12 protein-coding genes are annotated in these 14,677 nt (G+C 35.4%); 4 read left to right on the forward strand and 8 right to left on the reverse strand.

Annotation, left to right across the window (positions count from 1 at the left end; all coding sequences use genetic code 11):
* Window positions 1-68: 68 nt before the first annotated feature.
* The 6 genes from B5X62_RS07265 to B5X62_RS07290 all read right to left on the reverse strand — a co-directional run bounded on the left by B5X62_RS07265 (window position 69) and on the right by B5X62_RS07290 (window position 9,239).
* Window positions 69-1,217: a cytochrome-c peroxidase gene (locus B5X62_RS07265; RefSeq protein ID WP_079666760.1), complete on the reverse strand. Its 1,149-nt coding sequence runs from the start codon at window positions 1,215-1,217 to the stop codon at window positions 69-71.
* 3 nt (window positions 1,218-1,220) lie between these two features.
* Window positions 1,221-2,738: a DUF6850 family outer membrane beta-barrel protein gene (locus B5X62_RS07270; protein ID WP_079666761.1), complete on the reverse strand. Its 1,518-nt coding sequence runs from the start codon at window positions 2,736-2,738 to the stop codon at window positions 1,221-1,223.
* Between the two features lie 11 nt (window positions 2,739-2,749).
* Window positions 2,750-3,985 carry a DUF4876 domain-containing protein gene (locus B5X62_RS07275; RefSeq protein WP_079666762.1) on the reverse strand — a complete coding sequence of 412 codons (1,236 nt, stop codon included), beginning with the start codon at window positions 3,983-3,985 and terminating at the stop codon, window positions 2,750-2,752.
* Between the two features lie 53 nt (window positions 3,986-4,038).
* On the reverse strand, window positions 4,039-6,696 hold the full coding sequence (locus tag B5X62_RS07280; RefSeq protein WP_245797167.1) for a TonB-dependent receptor plug domain-containing protein: 2,658 nt from the start codon (window positions 6,694-6,696) through the stop codon (window positions 4,039-4,041).
* Between the two features lie 229 nt (window positions 6,697-6,925).
* The gene (gene murB / locus B5X62_RS07285; protein WP_079666764.1) at window positions 6,926-7,942 is read right to left on the reverse strand and encodes a UDP-N-acetylmuramate dehydrogenase; all 1,017 of its coding nucleotides are present in this window, start codon (window positions 7,940-7,942) and stop codon (window positions 6,926-6,928) included.
* A 100-nt stretch (window positions 7,943-8,042) separates the two neighbouring features.
* Window positions 8,043-9,239, reverse strand: coding sequence for a pyridoxal phosphate-dependent aminotransferase (locus B5X62_RS07290; protein WP_079666925.1), 1,197 nt, complete (start codon window positions 9,237-9,239; stop codon window positions 8,043-8,045).
* A gap of 87 nt (window positions 9,240-9,326) precedes the next feature.
* Here B5X62_RS07290 and B5X62_RS07295 point away from each other — a divergent pair, with 87 nt between their 5' ends.
* A complete protein-coding gene (locus tag B5X62_RS07295; RefSeq protein WP_079666765.1) occupies window positions 9,327-9,782 on the forward strand; it encodes a DUF1801 domain-containing protein in 456 nt (151 codons plus the stop codon).
* A gap of 37 nt (window positions 9,783-9,819) precedes the next feature.
* Here B5X62_RS07295 and B5X62_RS07300 read toward each other — a convergent pair whose 3' ends face one another.
* Complete coding sequence (locus tag B5X62_RS07300; RefSeq protein ID WP_079666766.1) at window positions 9,820-10,818, reverse strand: isoaspartyl peptidase/L-asparaginase family protein; 999 nt, start codon at window positions 10,816-10,818, stop codon at window positions 9,820-9,822.
* Between the two features lie 107 nt (window positions 10,819-10,925).
* Here B5X62_RS07300 and B5X62_RS07305 point away from each other — a divergent pair, with 107 nt between their 5' ends.
* Window positions 10,926-11,558: a YiiX/YebB-like N1pC/P60 family cysteine hydrolase gene (locus tag B5X62_RS07305; protein ID WP_079666767.1), complete on the forward strand. Its 633-nt coding sequence runs from the start codon at window positions 10,926-10,928 to the stop codon at window positions 11,556-11,558.
* Here B5X62_RS07305 and B5X62_RS07310 read toward each other — a convergent pair.
* Window positions 11,555-12,070, reverse strand: coding sequence for a DUF4833 domain-containing protein (locus B5X62_RS07310; protein WP_079666768.1), 516 nt, complete (start codon window positions 12,068-12,070; stop codon window positions 11,555-11,557). The two genes, B5X62_RS07305 and B5X62_RS07310, sit on opposite strands and share 4 nt — an antisense overlap.
* A gap of 100 nt (window positions 12,071-12,170) precedes the next feature.
* Between B5X62_RS07310 and B5X62_RS07315 the strand changes: the two genes are divergently transcribed.
* Together B5X62_RS07315 and B5X62_RS07320 are read left to right on the forward strand one after the other, a co-directional pair.
* Window positions 12,171-12,725, forward strand: a complete 555-nt coding sequence (locus B5X62_RS07315; RefSeq protein WP_079666769.1) for a LemA family protein — start codon at window positions 12,171-12,173, stop codon at window positions 12,723-12,725.
* A 2-nt stretch (window positions 12,726-12,727) separates the two neighbouring features.
* On the forward strand, window positions 12,728-14,668 hold the full coding sequence (locus tag B5X62_RS07320) for a DUF2207 domain-containing protein (protein WP_079666770.1): 1,941 nt from the start codon (window positions 12,728-12,730) through the stop codon (window positions 14,666-14,668).
* Window positions 14,669-14,677: the final 9 nt, after the last annotated feature.

Consider the following 14,677-nt stretch of genomic DNA (forward strand, 5'->3'; position numbering starts at 1 on the left):
GATAATTGTATTTTAATTTTGTTTAAAAATAGTGATTTTATCCTTTTGTTTTTAAATTAATAAGAAAATTATTCTGTTGGGAAATCGGGCCTTCTCATTTTAAATTTAGTTCCTGACATTGATTCTAAAAATAAAACTAAAGCACGGGTTTCTTCTTTTGATAAATCTAATTTTTTGAGTAGTGGATCTGTTACGGGATAAAGTGGATCTTTTTGTTTTTGCTCAGGTTTCGGATCAATCATGTGCATACCGCTGTTGTACATGTTAACAATACCTTCTAGATCGTCAAAAAGTCCGTTGTGCATCCAAGGTCTTGTCAATAGTAAATCACGAAGTTGCGGTGTTTTGAATTTACCAATATCTTCTGCTTTTTTTGTTGTGGTGTAAAGTCCTAGATCTTCGTATTTTCTTTTGTAATAAGTTAGTCCAATGTTGTGGAACTGCTCATCCGAAAGATATTGTCCGTTGTGACAATTCATACAACGAGCTTTGGTTCGGAAAATGTGCATGCCGTAGATTTCTTGATCGCTTAACGCATCGTATTTCCCATCAAGAAATTGATCAAAACGACTTGGCTGACTTTTTACAGTTTTTTGAAACTCCGCTAAGGCCTTTGTAATGCGATCAAAGTTGATTTTTTCGTCACCATAAGCATCAACGAAAAGCTTTTTGTAGCCTTTTATTTTTTCTAATTTGTCAGCTAGTTGAGGCGGTTCCATATTCATCTCATGGTGTGCGGCAATCGGCGAAATAGCTTGATCTTCTAATGTTTGCGAACGGCCATCCCAAAAGAAAGATTGGCGTTGAGCAATATTAAGAATGCTAATTGTGTTGCGACTTCCTTCCAGATGGTCGTTGCCAAGCGACACGCGACGACGGTCTGTCCAGCCTAATTCTGGATCATGACAAGTGCTGCAAGAGATTTGGTTGCTTTTGGAAAGTTTAGGATCGAAGAAAAGCATTTTGCCCAATACAACAATTGGTTTTTCTTGCTCTTTGAAGTAGTTAGAATCTCTTTTAATAGAAGAAAATTCTTTCCAAGAGACACCTTCTTCGATGTTGGGTTTTGGCCATTTCGAAATTGCTTTTTTGTAGCTGTTAACGATATCTTGAAAACTTGGATCTTGGATTTCTAAAAGTTCACGGTTAACTTTAGGCGCAAAACTCAACAAAAACATCACGATTGTTGCCAATCCCAAAAGCATTATTTTCTTCATGATCTAAAATGTAATTCCTAAAATTAATTGTGCAAAGTTATTGCTTTTTTTCTGCATCTTATATTGTTGCCACGCGCCTTCGACGTAGAAAGCTGGTAGTTTTGATAGTTTTATGTCGTAACGAATTTTTGCACCATAGTTTGTGATGTCACTTGCCAGATAATTATAATCGGATATTAACCAATCGAGGATATTCGGACGAAGATCGATTGAGATCGCATTGGTCGTTTTAAGAATGTTTTTAGAATAAAAATTGGTCGAAAAACTTATAACCTGATTGTTCAAAATTTCTTGTTTGTAAAAAGCATCAAATCCTAAAGTATAATTTTTAAATTTTTGCCCACTGAATGGATACATACGCTGCTCAATCGTTTCTTGATATTGAAAATGAGGTGTAGCGCCAACGACAAACTTGTCCGAATTGTATTGATAAAGCACTTTTACAGTTGTGATGTAATCTTCTTTTTTATAGGTTTTTCTTTTATAAATCTGCTCGATCATTTCGGTATGGTTGGTGTAGCCATATTCAGAGCCGATTTTTATAAAAGCTTGATAATTGGCGACGATACCAAAACTGTGATGATTGAAGTTTAAGAATTTTGCAGCTTCGATTTGATAATGTTTTTTGTCCAGATCCGAAATGTCAAAATAACGATTGGATGGCGTTACACTTTTTTGATTTTTAGCTTCAGAAACAAAACCTGTGATGTAAAAAGGATTTTTAGAATTTCTAAAAATTTGTCCGCCTAACTTGTAGCCAAATTCTTCGTAAATGGCTGCAGGACTTCCTCCATTGAAAAAATAATTAGAAAACCCGAAACCCGTCATTTGATACATTAATGCTTGTCCCAGATCGCTAACAAATTTTATCGATGTGTTTTGTGTATACTTGTTAAGATTTCCGAAAAGTCCAATTTCGAAATCTTTGTAAAAACGGTAATTGGCTCCAAGATTAATATTAAGATCAGACGTTGTGCTTTTCTGACGCGGATCACGATTGCGAGAACCCAACTGCGCAAGATAGCTCGCTTCTAATCCCAAAGTCCAACGATCTATTTTTTGAGAAATTCCGCCCGAAAATTGATAACGCTCCAACTTGGTGTCGCCACCCGCAGAATCGGCAATGCTGTATGGCGCAATGCGATCATAGTCGAGGTTTTCGTTCCATTTTACAGAAGTAAGTTTTAGATTTTGATAGCTTGCATTTCCCCAAATGCTTCGATTTTTGTTTTGTTTTTTATAAGAATTGACTTTTATACTAAGTCCATTTTGGCCAGAACCATCTTGTTGTCGGTAGATATTTCGTTTTTCGTTTTCATAACCGATATTAAAATCTGAAAATGAAAAGTTACTATAATCCGACATCGTTGCCGGATTATAGTAAAGATTATTCTGAAGTTGTCGTTTAATACTATATTGTTGTTCAATCTTAGGAAACAAACGAATGCTGTCTTGGGCTTTCAGACTTGTTATTCCGAAAGTAAAAATGATAAAACTAGATAGTATGTGTCGTAACTTCATATTTAAAAATATTAATGAACAATACCGTTTTTAAGGCTTGGTTCAGCGTTTTTAATAAAATCTTCTGTTGAATTGTTGGTGTCTTTGTATATGTTTTTTCCAGTATTTGTTTTACCCAAAACTTTACGACGAACAGATTTTCCCAAACGATTTGGGTCGTTCCAAAATTCGCCAACGCCAGTCCATCCAGAGTCGATTGTTGTTGACGTTAGAATATGTTGAAATTTGTCAACGACACTATTATTAAATCCATCTACAATCCAAGAATTTGGGATTGCGTAAGCGCTCTTGTTGGTGATGTTACCAGCTGCGTTGGTGTAAGAATAAGTGTATTTATGATTTTGCAAAAAGTTTTCGGCATTTTCACCAGTTGGGAAGCGCGCGATAACATAAGACTCAACGCCGCTGCTGTGTAGATAAATCATATCGTCAAACGCCATCGAAGTATAAATTATCTTAACATTTGGGACTGATGGATTATCAACTTGTGCTAATGTTGCATTTTTAATTGAAGGAAATTCGAAGTCAGCATTTTGAAGATTGAAAGCTGTACTTGTATTGGCGTTATGATTAACAGCATTGTCGGCAATCACTATGAAGTCACCAGGATTAACAGGATGATTAGTTCCAGAACCAGGAAGTTGCATCATGCCTTTGATTGCAAATTTTTCGTTTGGAGTATATGGCGTCACGTTGTTGTTAACACTTGTCAAAAACTCAGATTGACCAATGATAAGTCCGTCAGCGTACAAGATTTTGTCGGTGTTATTGACAAGTTTGAAATAACGGCTAGAATTGTAATTTTTCCCTTCAGGCGTTTTTACACCCGTGTAAAATACTTCTTCAATGATAAAATCGCTACCGAATTGTTTAACCAACAACGGAATAGAAAGTGCGCTAGAAGCAGTTTTTATATCAGCCGTCATTGTAGCTGCAACATCGACAGTTTCGCCAGAAGCAGTTACCACGCTACCATTAACTGTAATTTTGTAAGAACCATAAGCTAATTCTAAGTTCAGGATATTGTTATTTTCAACCAATTTTTTTACAAGGCTTCCTGTATTGTTTTCAAGAATTTCAACTTCTAAAGATTTGTAATTAGAAATTTCAGTTCCTAAAAATGTTAGATTAACTGTGCTTTTTTGACTTTGTTCAAAACCAAAATCATCGTCGTCCTTTGCGCATGATACAATGGTCGAGCTAATCGTTAGTCCCACAAGACCGAGTAGTAAAAGCTTTTTTTTCATAAGTTTAAAAATTAGAGATATTGTTATTTAGAATTGTTATTTAGAATTGTTATTTAGAAATTGTAATTAAGTTCCATCCCAAAATAGGGTGTCGAAAGGTTTTTTCTGTCGATCTTGATGCCGTTCATATAATAGGGTTGCGCGTAACCAAAAAGTTTATTAACAAACATTGAGGTTCTCAAAGCTTTGTAGATTTTTTTTGTCACTTTAAAATTAGCGTTCAAGGTATAAGTGTATTTGGTTTCTAAATTATCCGTTTTCGACACATCTCGAATTAGCCATTGTTTGTAAATGTCGGTCTTGTCATTGTCCGTAAACTGGTGTATAACGCCGTCGATACCGTAATAAGAAGTCGGTTCTGCCATACGATGGTCACGTTTTCTGTGGTCAAAAATTGATCCTTGAAAAGATGCAGATATTGTTAAATCCAAATTTTCTAAATAAGTGTCAACAAAGAAATTATAGTTGAGATTGGAGTTGACAAAGCCATCATCATTTTTATAAATGCCATAGTAAGGAAAATTACTACCGCCGATGGAAGTACTTGGCTTTTGGTGAACAGGGATTGTATTTCGGTATTCCGTGTGGAAATAGGCACCAGTTAAGGTAAATCTCGTATTAATACCGTCAAATCTCGGTGAAGTATATCCGAATTCAATTCCTTTTTTTAGCGTTGCGCTACCGTTTTCGGTTAATGTGTAGCTCCCGAATTCTGAGATCATTTGATAAGGAATATTGGCAAGATTTGGTCCGTTATTCCAATCATTAATGTCGACAAAAGAGGCGTCGTATTTTTTGTAAGTATGCGTTGTAGTTTGTAATGTATTACGGAATCCGTTGGCCATTTCTTCCTGAAAATAGGTTACAAAAAATTCATGGTTTTTATAACTAAGATCAATTCTCGCTTCGTATTTTGTGTTTTTAGCAGCAGTTATATTTTTGTTTTCTAAAGATTGAACGTAAGTCATAAAGTTGACGTAGCGGAATCGTTCATCATTATGATAATAGTTGAGTTGCGTATAATCCAAATATTTTGAGTTGGGATAAAGCATCAATAAGGTCGGTTGTTTGTAGAATTGACCATAACCTAATGTTAAATCAGCTTTTAGGGCGTGGTTACCAATAAATATTTTTGGAAGACCATATTGAAAATTTAATCTTGGTTCAAAAAATAATTGTTTGCTAATGCTATAACTTTCATCCACGCCCAATAACTTAGACGCACGTAGACCTGCATAAAGATTCAGTTTATGATCATCGATTTGATAAGACATTTGGTCTCCAACAAAGGCTGCCATCACTTGCCAAGCAGGGATGTCATCGTATGCACGCGGTCGCACACTCATCGTAGCAGTTGGTGGTGTAAGAGGATTATATTGCTGACCTTTTCCAAAATTTTTAGAGAAACGCCAATCCAGTCCAAGTTCATATTGATGGAGTAGAAGACCAGACTTTTTAACTCCATTTAGTTGTAAAAGAGCTGACAAATCGAGAGGTTTACCATCTGTATAGAAATCTGAAATATATTTTATCTGAGGAAAAAAACCTACATTTTCACCTTGGATTGTGGCAATAGAAACAGATCGAGGACCAGATTGTTGAACAAGTTTCGTTTGTTCAATCTTATCAAAGCCTTGACGGATCGCCGTGTTGAAAGTCAATTTATTAAAAAAGTTTTCTTTGCCTAAGATATAAACGAAATTATTAGTTAAACTCAATCGATTATTCGAGTTTTTGTAAACATCAACAGGCGCGTAACCAGTGTCGGGATCATTTTTTTCTTTGTCAATATTACTAGAAAAATCAATATTAGAACGCCATTCGAGATGTTTGTTCCATAACATTGTTTTTAATCGAGAACGTACAGATCCCGTTAAGCGTTGATAGTTTTCGTAGGAATCAGTTGGATCTACCTTTGCATCTAGCAAGTCCATACTAGCCGTCATTTGCCAGTTTTGTTTTAAAGCAAAACCTTTACTAATGTAATATTGTTTACTAAAACCATCTGCTTTGAAACGAGCTTGTAAAGGCGTTTTACCAATTTTTCTATCAATTTTTATAACGCCAGTTGTCAGATCACCATAAGATGCAGAAGGAATCCCGCGGATAATTTCAACTCTTTCGATGTCGTTGGTGGAGATGGTTCGCATGTCAACGCCAATGCCAGCAGAAGCCTTGTATTTTGGACCATCTAAAAATTGACTGTCATTAAGAGATAACTGCATATCCGCATTTGTATTCCAAATATTATTGTCGATAATAAATTGTGTCCCAAGAGCGCTTGTGTTGTAACTGCTTGGTGCAGAATCGTTTTCTCGTAACAAAACTCTGTTAGAAGACGTCAAGCTTGGCGTTTTTGCTAATCCTCCTGGTACAAGTTCCATAATGTCAGCAAAGCTCGATGGTTGAAGATGTTCCATGGCTTTTGTCGTGATGACGGATTTACTTGTTAAGCCTTTTCCTTCTTTTGCAGTAACAATAACTTCTTGAATATTATTTTCGGAAAGAAGTTTTATTGTTAATGTTTGATGTTGTTTAGCATGAAATTTTAAAACCCTTTCTTGGTAGGATGGATGCTTAACAACAATAGAATATGAGTGGTCTTTCTCAACTAAAAAATTAGTTTCACCATTAGGATTTGTTGACTGTTGCTTGTTTTCTGAAACTTTTACAGTTGCATTTTCTAAGCTTTTATTTTTGTTGTCAGTCACTATAATTTTTAGCTCAATTTTTTGAGCTACAACAACAACCGGAAACAAAATAAGTATTAAAAAACTAAAAAATCTTAACACGCTTATTTTTAATAATTATAAATAAACGACAAAAGTAAGAAGTTGTTAGTTTAAATAAAAATTAATTTAGAATAAATTTAAATAATTGATTTATGTCAGAAAAAGCACTGTCTATGAGTGCTTTGATATTTTTAAATTAAAAATTTAGTTAAAGAATATTTACTTCGCGTTCTAGCTCAATCTTGAATTTTTCTTTAACCGAATTGATGATTTCAGCGGAAAAATTAAATATTTCTTCGCCGGTCGCATTTCCCGTTTTGTTGATAATCACCAAAGATTGAAGATGGTGCGTCGCTACATTTCCGATTTGTTTGCCCTTCCAACCGCATTGTTCGATGAGCCAACCTGCGGGGACTTTCACCCAATCGCCGTTTGGATAGCCTTGTATGTTCGGGAATTTATCTTTTAAAATCTCAAACTGACTTAAAGGAATTGTCGGGTTTTTGAAAAAACTTCCAGCATTTCCGATTTCTTTAGGATTCGGGAGTTTGCTTTCTCTAATCGCAATCACAGCTTTAGAAACCTCTTGGATGCTCGGATTCTCGATATTCATTTTTTCGAGTTCAGCTTTTATAGCGCCGTATTCGGTTTTGATTTGATGTTGATGCGTTGTCAAACGAAAAGTAACATTCAGAATAACGTATTTACCTTTTCCTTCTTGTTTAAAAATAGAATCGCGGTAACCAAATCTGCATTTTTCTAAATCGAAAGTTTCAACTTCTAAAGTGTCAAGATTAAGAACATCACAAGATTCAAAAATATCTTTTATCTCGGTGCCATAAGCGCCAATATTTTGCATCGGCGAAGTGCCAACATTTCCAGGAATTAAAGATAAATTTTCTAAACCGCCATAATTTTTTTCTAAACAATAAAGCACAAATTGATGCCAGTTTTCTCCAGCATTGGCGGTCACCAAAACATGATTGTCGTCTAGTTTTTTTTCAGAAATTCCTTTTAAATCTAATTGAATTGAGCAACCATCAAAATCCTTGGTCAAAAGAATATTGCTGCCGCCACCCAAAAACAATAAATTTTCGTTTTGGATTTCGGGATTTTGAAGTACTTCACGAAGCGCTTCAACAGATTTTATTGTTACAAAATATTTAGATTTCGCTTCAACACCAAAACTGTTGAAAGCTTTTAGGGAAAGATTTTTCTGAATCATTCTTAGAATTTGAAACTGCTAAATTATCAAAATTAAAAGAAATTGACTTCATAAAGCATCATAAAAAAAGCGGGAAAATTTTCCCGCTTCACTATTTATTTTATCTGTCATTGTAGACTTTAAGAGCATCTCGAAGAATCTCTGCGCTACGTTTTAGATCTTCAGATTTTAGAACGTAAGCAATTCTTACTTGTTTTTTTCCTAATTCTGGATCGCTATAAAAACCTCCAGCTGGCGCTACCATAATAGTTTCTCCATTGTTAGAGTAACTCTCCAAAAGCCATTGTGCAAACTCTTCTGTATCATCAACAGGAAGTTCTGCAACACAATAGAAAGCACCTTTTGGTTTTGGACAAATAACACCTGGGATTTCGTTTAGCAAGTCAACTAAAAGATTTCTACGTTTTGTATATTCTTCACGAACGCCACGGATGTAAGCTTCGTCGTTAACGTGTGCCGCTGCAGCAGCAATTTGCCCCAATAATACTGGACTTAGTCTCGCTTGTGCAAACAACATTGCAGCATCATGTATTTTTTTAGAACGTGTAATCATACAGCCGATTCTTACGCCACACATTGAGTAACGTTTTGATTCAGAGTCAATTATGATGCAGTTTTCTGACAATTCTGGGAAAGATAACATCGAAATCTGTTGCTTGCCATCGTACACATATTCTCTGTAGACTTCATCCGAAATCACAACGATATCATGTTTAAGAGCGATGTCCGCCAATTGTTGCAATTCTTCTTTGGTGTAAAGATATCCAGTTGGGTTACCAGGATTACAGATGATAATTGCCTTCGTTTTATCCGTGATTTTTTTCTCAAATTCTTCCATCGGTGGCAACGCAAAACCACTGTCAATACTTGATGGGATAGCCACAACGTTCACATTAAATGTACTTGTGAAACCATTGTAATTCGCATAATAAGGTTCAGGGATAATGACTTCGTCACCGTCATCACAAAGCGTTGAGATTGCAAAGTTTAAAGCTTCTGATCCACCGTTAGTTACAATAAAATTATCAGGTGTAATATCTTCGAAACCAAGAGTGTTGTAATAAGTCGTTAAGGCTTTTCTGTAGTCAAGATTTCCCTCAGAAAGTGCATATTCTAGAACTTTTAAATCGATATTTTTAATAGCATCTAAAGCTGTTTGAGGTGTTTCGATATCGGGCTGACCGATGTTAAGGTGGTATACTTTTGTACCTTTTTGTTTTGCTTGTAAAGCGAAAGGAACTAATTTTCTAACTGGCGAAGCAGGCATGTGCTTAGCGCGTTGTGATATTTTTGGCATAATTTCAAAAATTTGTATGGCAAAAATAAGATTTAATTTTCTAAATTTAAACTTCATTTTTTCCTTAAACTAAAATTTAGAACCAGTATGCAAATAGAAGCGACAACTGTTGAAGATTATATTTCTAAAATTCCTGAAGAACGTCAAGAGATTATTAGACAAATGATTGATGTCATCAATACAAATCTCCCAAAAGGTTTTGAAAATATCACAAGCTACGGAATGCTGGGTTGGGCTGTCCCTTTAAAAGATTATCCAGCGGGTTATCATTGCGCGCCTGGGACGCCTTTACCATTCATTAATTTAGCTTCGCAAAAGAATTTTATCGCTTTGTATCACATGGGGATTTATGCAAAACCTGATTTGCTAGATTGGTTTGTGGAAGAATATCCAAAGCATTCTAAAAGAAAATTAGACATGGGAAAATCTTGCATTCGGTTCAAAAAGATGGATGATATTCCGTTAGATTTAATCGCGGAGCTTTGTCAAAAAATGACAGCTAAAGATTGGATTAACTGTTACGAATCAAACTATAAACGATAAAAAAAAACTCAGCTTAGCTGAGTTTTTTGTTTTGAATTTATTTGTAAATCAAGACTTCAATTTCGCCTTTGTCGGTTACTGCGCCACGATACATACCTTCTGTATTGAAAGGCATTGCAATGTTTCCGTCTTTATCCAAAGCGATAATTCCGCCGTTTCCGCCTAATCTTCCAATTTCATCGATGCTTGCTTGACTGGCATTTTTAACATTTTCTTTTAAAAACTTCATACGATCTGCTGCAGTTTTGGATGCCACTGTGCGGATGAAAAATTCGCCCCAGCCTGTTCCTGAAAGTCCAACTTGTTCATTAGCATAAGTTCCGGCGCCGATAATTGGAGAATCGCCGATACGATTATATTTTTTGTTGGTCATGCCTCCAGTTGAAGTCCCAGCGGTGATAACGCCATTTTTATCCAAAGCGACAGCGCCAACTGTCCCGAATTTTTGATCGATTAAAAAATAATCAGGTTGTTTTTGCTGCGTTGCCGAAGTTTTCTTTTCAGATTCTTTAGCTTTCATTTTTTGTAAACTGTTCCAAGTTTTTTCGGTCCAAAAGTAGTTAGGATCAACAATTTCTAAACCTTGTAATTTTGCAAAATCTTCTGCACCTTTGCCAGCCATCATTACATGTTCTGACTTTTCCATAACAGCTTTTGCCGCAAGAATAGGATTTTTAATCGTGGTTACACCAGCCACTGCGCCAGCTTTTAAATTGTTGCCTGTCATCACCGATGCATCCAACTCGTTTTTGCCCTCGTTGGTGAATACGGCGCCTTTTCCTGCATTAAATAAAGGCGAGTCTTCCATCACCATAATTGCGGTTGTTACTGCGTCTAATGAAGATTTTCCGTTTTTGAGTTCAGAATAGCCTTTTTGCAAAGCTTCAATAAGTTTATCACGATATTCCTTTTCTTTTTCGGGTGTTAGATTGGCTTTAGTTATCGTGCCAGCGCCACCGTGGATGACCATAACATATTTTTTTTGAGCCATTGTCATAGCACTAATCAGTAAAAAAGGAAGTAAGAGTTTTTTCATAAAAAAAGGATTTGCATCAAATTTAATAATATTTAAACGCTTAAAGCGTCAGTTTTCAAAAGTTTTAAAATGCTTTTGTAAATTTGCAATCGTAAAAATGAAGCAATATGAAACTGAAATTATTCTTTGTTGGGCTATGTTTAATACTGGTAAGTTGTGCTTCTCATGTAAAATATAAAGGTGTGGAAAACGGAGATTTGCTTTTTGTAACGGCGCAACAGGAGGGACTTTCTGGGGCAATTAATAATGTGACGCAAAAAGAAGAACGCGCCAATTTTGATCACATCGGCTTGGTAGAAAAAGCTGGCAAAGATTATTTTGTGCTGCATGCTGCGCCACGAGGCGGTTCTCAACGACAAGCGATGTCCGATTTTGTGAAAGAACAAAAGCAAAAAGGCCAACATATTGTGGTCTATCGTTTAAAAAATCCATTTCAGAAAAGTATTCCTTATGCGATAAAACAAGCGAATTCTTTGGTCGGAAAACCTTATAATTTTGATTATATTTTAAGTGAAAACGCTTATTATTGCTCAGATTTTATCGAACGCTCTTTTAGAAAAGACGATATTTTTAAACTTGAACCTATGACATTTGTCGATCCAAAAACTGGTGTAACTAATGTTTTCTGGAAAGATTTTTATCAAAAGAAAAATCTCGAAGTTCCGGAAGGGAAGTTAGGTTGTAATCCCAATGGATTGGCGGCTTCTGAAAAGTTAGAACGCATCAAAGTTTTAGATTAAATTTTTACCTTTTCGCTGACATTTTTACCTGTTTCAAAATCTTTTCCAGTTAGGAGAATATAGTCTGCACTTGGCTTTAATCCTGAGTTTTTTAATTGGATGAACATTTTTTCAAGATAGATTTTGTTGCCATTAACCGTTAAAAATACTGCAGGTTTTTGTTGGTTGTTAAAAGCTAAATAAAGTTTGAGTGTCTTTTGTCCTTTTAATGAAAATTCAAAAAAATTATCATCGATTTTCTTAAAATTAATACCATACGCCATCGAGTTTTGTATCATGGTTAATGGTTTTACTTCTGCGTTTTCGTTGTATAGAATTCTATAAATATTAATAGGGTTTTTCTCCGAAATATTCTTGCCATCCATCACCGCATCGTACATAAAAGTGTTGTGATTATCACTATGTTGGATGTAGAAAAGATGATTTCCTTTTTTGTCAGGCGTCGGATAATTGGTCTGCGATTTACATATTTGAATGCTGATAAAACATACAAATAACAATAATAATTTCATTTTGATTAAAAGCTTTAAGCCAAAAATAGTAATTAAAAATTAATTTATGAAAAGTTATGCTATTAATAGAAAATGTTTAACTTTATCTAAAACCTAAGTTATGACTATATTATTGATAATTATTATTATCGCAGTTCTAGTGGCTTTCTATGCCATTTCTATTTATAACAAACTTGTTAGACTTCGTAATCTTGTCCAAGAAGGATGGAGTAGTATTGACGTTATGCTAAAAAAACGTCACGATCTTATTCCTAATTTGGTTGAGACGGTTAAAGGTTACGCAACCCACGAACGGTCGACTTTGGATAGCGTGATCCAAGCAAGAGCTAGCGCTGTTAACGCAAATAATCTACACGATAAAGAAGCAGCAGAGAAAAATCTGAGCCAAGCGATGATGAATTTGATGGCTGTTGCAGAGCAATATCCTGATCTTAAGGCTAATGCCAACTTCCAACAATTGCAAGGCGAACTTTCTAATATTGAAGGAGATATCGAAAAAGCTAGACGTTATTATAACGGAACAGTTCGTGAGAATAACACGGCGGTTGAGTCTTTCCCAAGCAATATCGTGGCGAATATGTATAAGTTTGAAAAAGCACAATTCTTCGAACTTCAAAATGCTGCAGAACGCGAAGTGCCAACTGTAAAGTTTTAGGAATGAAATATTTACTGCTAATATTTACATTTTGTTTCTCAGTTTTTGGATTTTCCCAAGATGTTAATGAGGAACAAACTAATACAAATAGTGACTATTATAGTCAATCTGAACGGATTCTTAACTATCATTCGGATATTAAAGTTGATGTAAGTGGTGACTTAGAAGTAACGGAAACAATAAAAGTCAATGCGTTAGAACAGAATATTCGTCACGGGATTTTTAGAACTTTTTTGACGGAGCGACAACTCAATGGCAAGAATCAAAAAGTTAAATACAAGATAACTTCTGTTACTCGAGACGGAAAGACCGAAAACTACCACACAGAGACGGGTTCAGGTTATTATAAAATATATATTGGTTCCAAAGAGACGGATTTGCCCGCAGGTCAATATGTGTTTGCAATTACCTATAGAGTTGCGAAACAAATTGGTTTCTTTTCTAAATTTGATGAATTATATTGGAATGTCAACGGTCTAGATTGGGATTTTCCAGTTGATAAAATTTCTGCAAAAGTGACGTTGCCAGCCAATGTTAAAATTTTGCAAAACGCTTGTTATACAGGGGCTTCAGGTAGTAAAGAAAGCAATTGTTCTTCTAAAGAAATTGATAGCCACACTATCGAATGGAACGCTGAAAATCTTAATGCTAAAGAGAATTTAACAATCGCGGTTGGTTTTAACAAGGGTGTTTTTGTACCGCCGCCGCCGCCAAGTTTTCTTGAGAAAAACGGTGTTTTGTTATTGCTGGGATTGTCGATGTTGGGTATGATTGGTTATGGTCTTAGTCTTTGGAAAAAATATGGTGTCGATCCACCAAAACCTACTGTTTATCCACAGTTTAATGTTCCAGAAGATATGTCGCCAGCGACTTTAGGTTATATTAAAAAAGAATCTTTCAATAATAAATTCTTGACCGCAACTTTGGTTAATCTTTCCATTAAAGGTTTTACTAAAATTGTTGAAACCGAATCCAAAGGCTTTTTAGGATTGTCTTCTTCTAAAAATTATACGATTCAGAAAGTTAAAGAACCTGATCAAAGTTTAGCCAAAGAAGAAATTGGCGTTATGAACGATCTTTTCAATAATAGAGATGAGGTGACTTTGGATGGTTCTTACGATTCTAAAATAGAAAGCGCTGTTGACAACTTCGAAAGCAACATCGAATACCAACACAAAAAGTTTTTAACAGAAGGAAATAATCAAAAATTTGTTTTGTATTTATTTCTTTTTGCGTCTGCGGTTTATTTTTCGGGATTAATACTTGCTGGTTTCAAAGATGATGACTTTATGTTTAGTATCATAGGTATTTTCCCATACTTTATCAGCATTGTTATTTATTTTGTAGCAACCCGATTTTTAGGAAAAGTTAAGATAAAAGGTTGCGTGAGTATTTTTGTATTATTTTTTGCACTTTCATTTATATTACCATTTTTGACAATGGGCTTTTCTTCGGCATTACCACAAGATTATAGGTATTGCTTCCAGTTTGCAATATTGTCATTGTTGTTGCTGTTGGCTTTCCAGTATTTTATTAAACGACCGTCCGAAGAAAAATTAAGACAACAATCCTTAATCGACGGTTTCAAAATGTACATGGGTGCGGCAGAAAATGAACAAATAAAATTTCATAATTCACCACAAATGACACCCGAAATTTTCGAAAAATACTTGCCTTACGCCATGGTGTTGGGTGTTGACGATATTTGGGGCAAAAAGTTTGAAACCGCATTATTAGCGATGGCTACAGGTTATACGGCATCTTGGTATGTTGGTAATTTTGTAGGCTTTAATAATTTCGGAAGCACGCTCAACTCAGGCTTGACAGATTCTATCAGCTCTGGTTCTACTGCGCCATCTAACAGTAGTTCTGGCGGAAGTGGTTCTAGCGGCGGTGGATTTTCCGGCGGTGGCGGCGGTGGCGGCGGCGGCGGCGGCTGGTAAGATACAATC

The organism is Soonwooa buanensis (assembly GCF_900167905.1).
Taxonomy (GTDB): domain Bacteria; phylum Bacteroidota; class Bacteroidia; order Flavobacteriales; family Weeksellaceae; genus Soonwooa; species Soonwooa buanensis.

What these genes read in the sequence shown, in the direction of transcription:
- B5X62_RS07275 (WP_079666762.1), bottom strand. Translation starts at nt 3,985, where the DNA reads ATGAAAAAAAAGCTTTTACTACTCGGTCTTGTGGGACTAACGATTAGC.
- B5X62_RS07270 (WP_079666761.1), bottom strand. Translation starts at nt 2,738, where the DNA reads ATGAAGTTACGACACATACTATCTAGTTTTATCATTTTTACTTTCGGA.
- B5X62_RS07305 (WP_079666767.1), top strand. Translation starts at nt 10,926, where the DNA reads ATGAAACTGAAATTATTCTTTGTTGGGCTATGTTTAATACTGGTAAGT.
- B5X62_RS07315 (WP_079666769.1), top strand. Translation starts at nt 12,171, where the DNA reads ATGACTATATTATTGATAATTATTATTATCGCAGTTCTAGTGGCTTTC.
- B5X62_RS07300 (WP_079666766.1), bottom strand. Translation starts at nt 10,818, where the DNA reads ATGAAAAAACTCTTACTTCCTTTTTTACTGATTAGTGCTATGACAATG.
- B5X62_RS07265 (WP_079666760.1), bottom strand. Translation starts at nt 1,217, where the DNA reads ATGAAGAAAATAATGCTTTTGGGATTGGCAACAATCGTGATGTTTTTG.
- B5X62_RS07310 (WP_079666768.1), bottom strand. Translation starts at nt 12,070, where the DNA reads ATGAAATTATTATTGTTATTTGTATGTTTTATCAGCATTCAAATATGT.
- murB (WP_079666764.1), bottom strand. Translation starts at nt 7,942, where the DNA reads ATGATTCAGAAAAATCTTTCCCTAAAAGCTTTCAACAGTTTTGGTGTT.
- B5X62_RS07295 (WP_079666765.1), top strand. Translation starts at nt 9,327, where the DNA reads ATGCAAATAGAAGCGACAACTGTTGAAGATTATATTTCTAAAATTCCT.
- B5X62_RS07320 (WP_079666770.1), top strand. Translation starts at nt 12,728, where the DNA reads ATGAAATATTTACTGCTAATATTTACATTTTGTTTCTCAGTTTTTGGA.
- B5X62_RS07290 (WP_079666925.1), bottom strand. Translation starts at nt 9,239, where the DNA reads ATGCCAAAAATATCACAACGCGCTAAGCACATGCCTGCTTCGCCAGTT.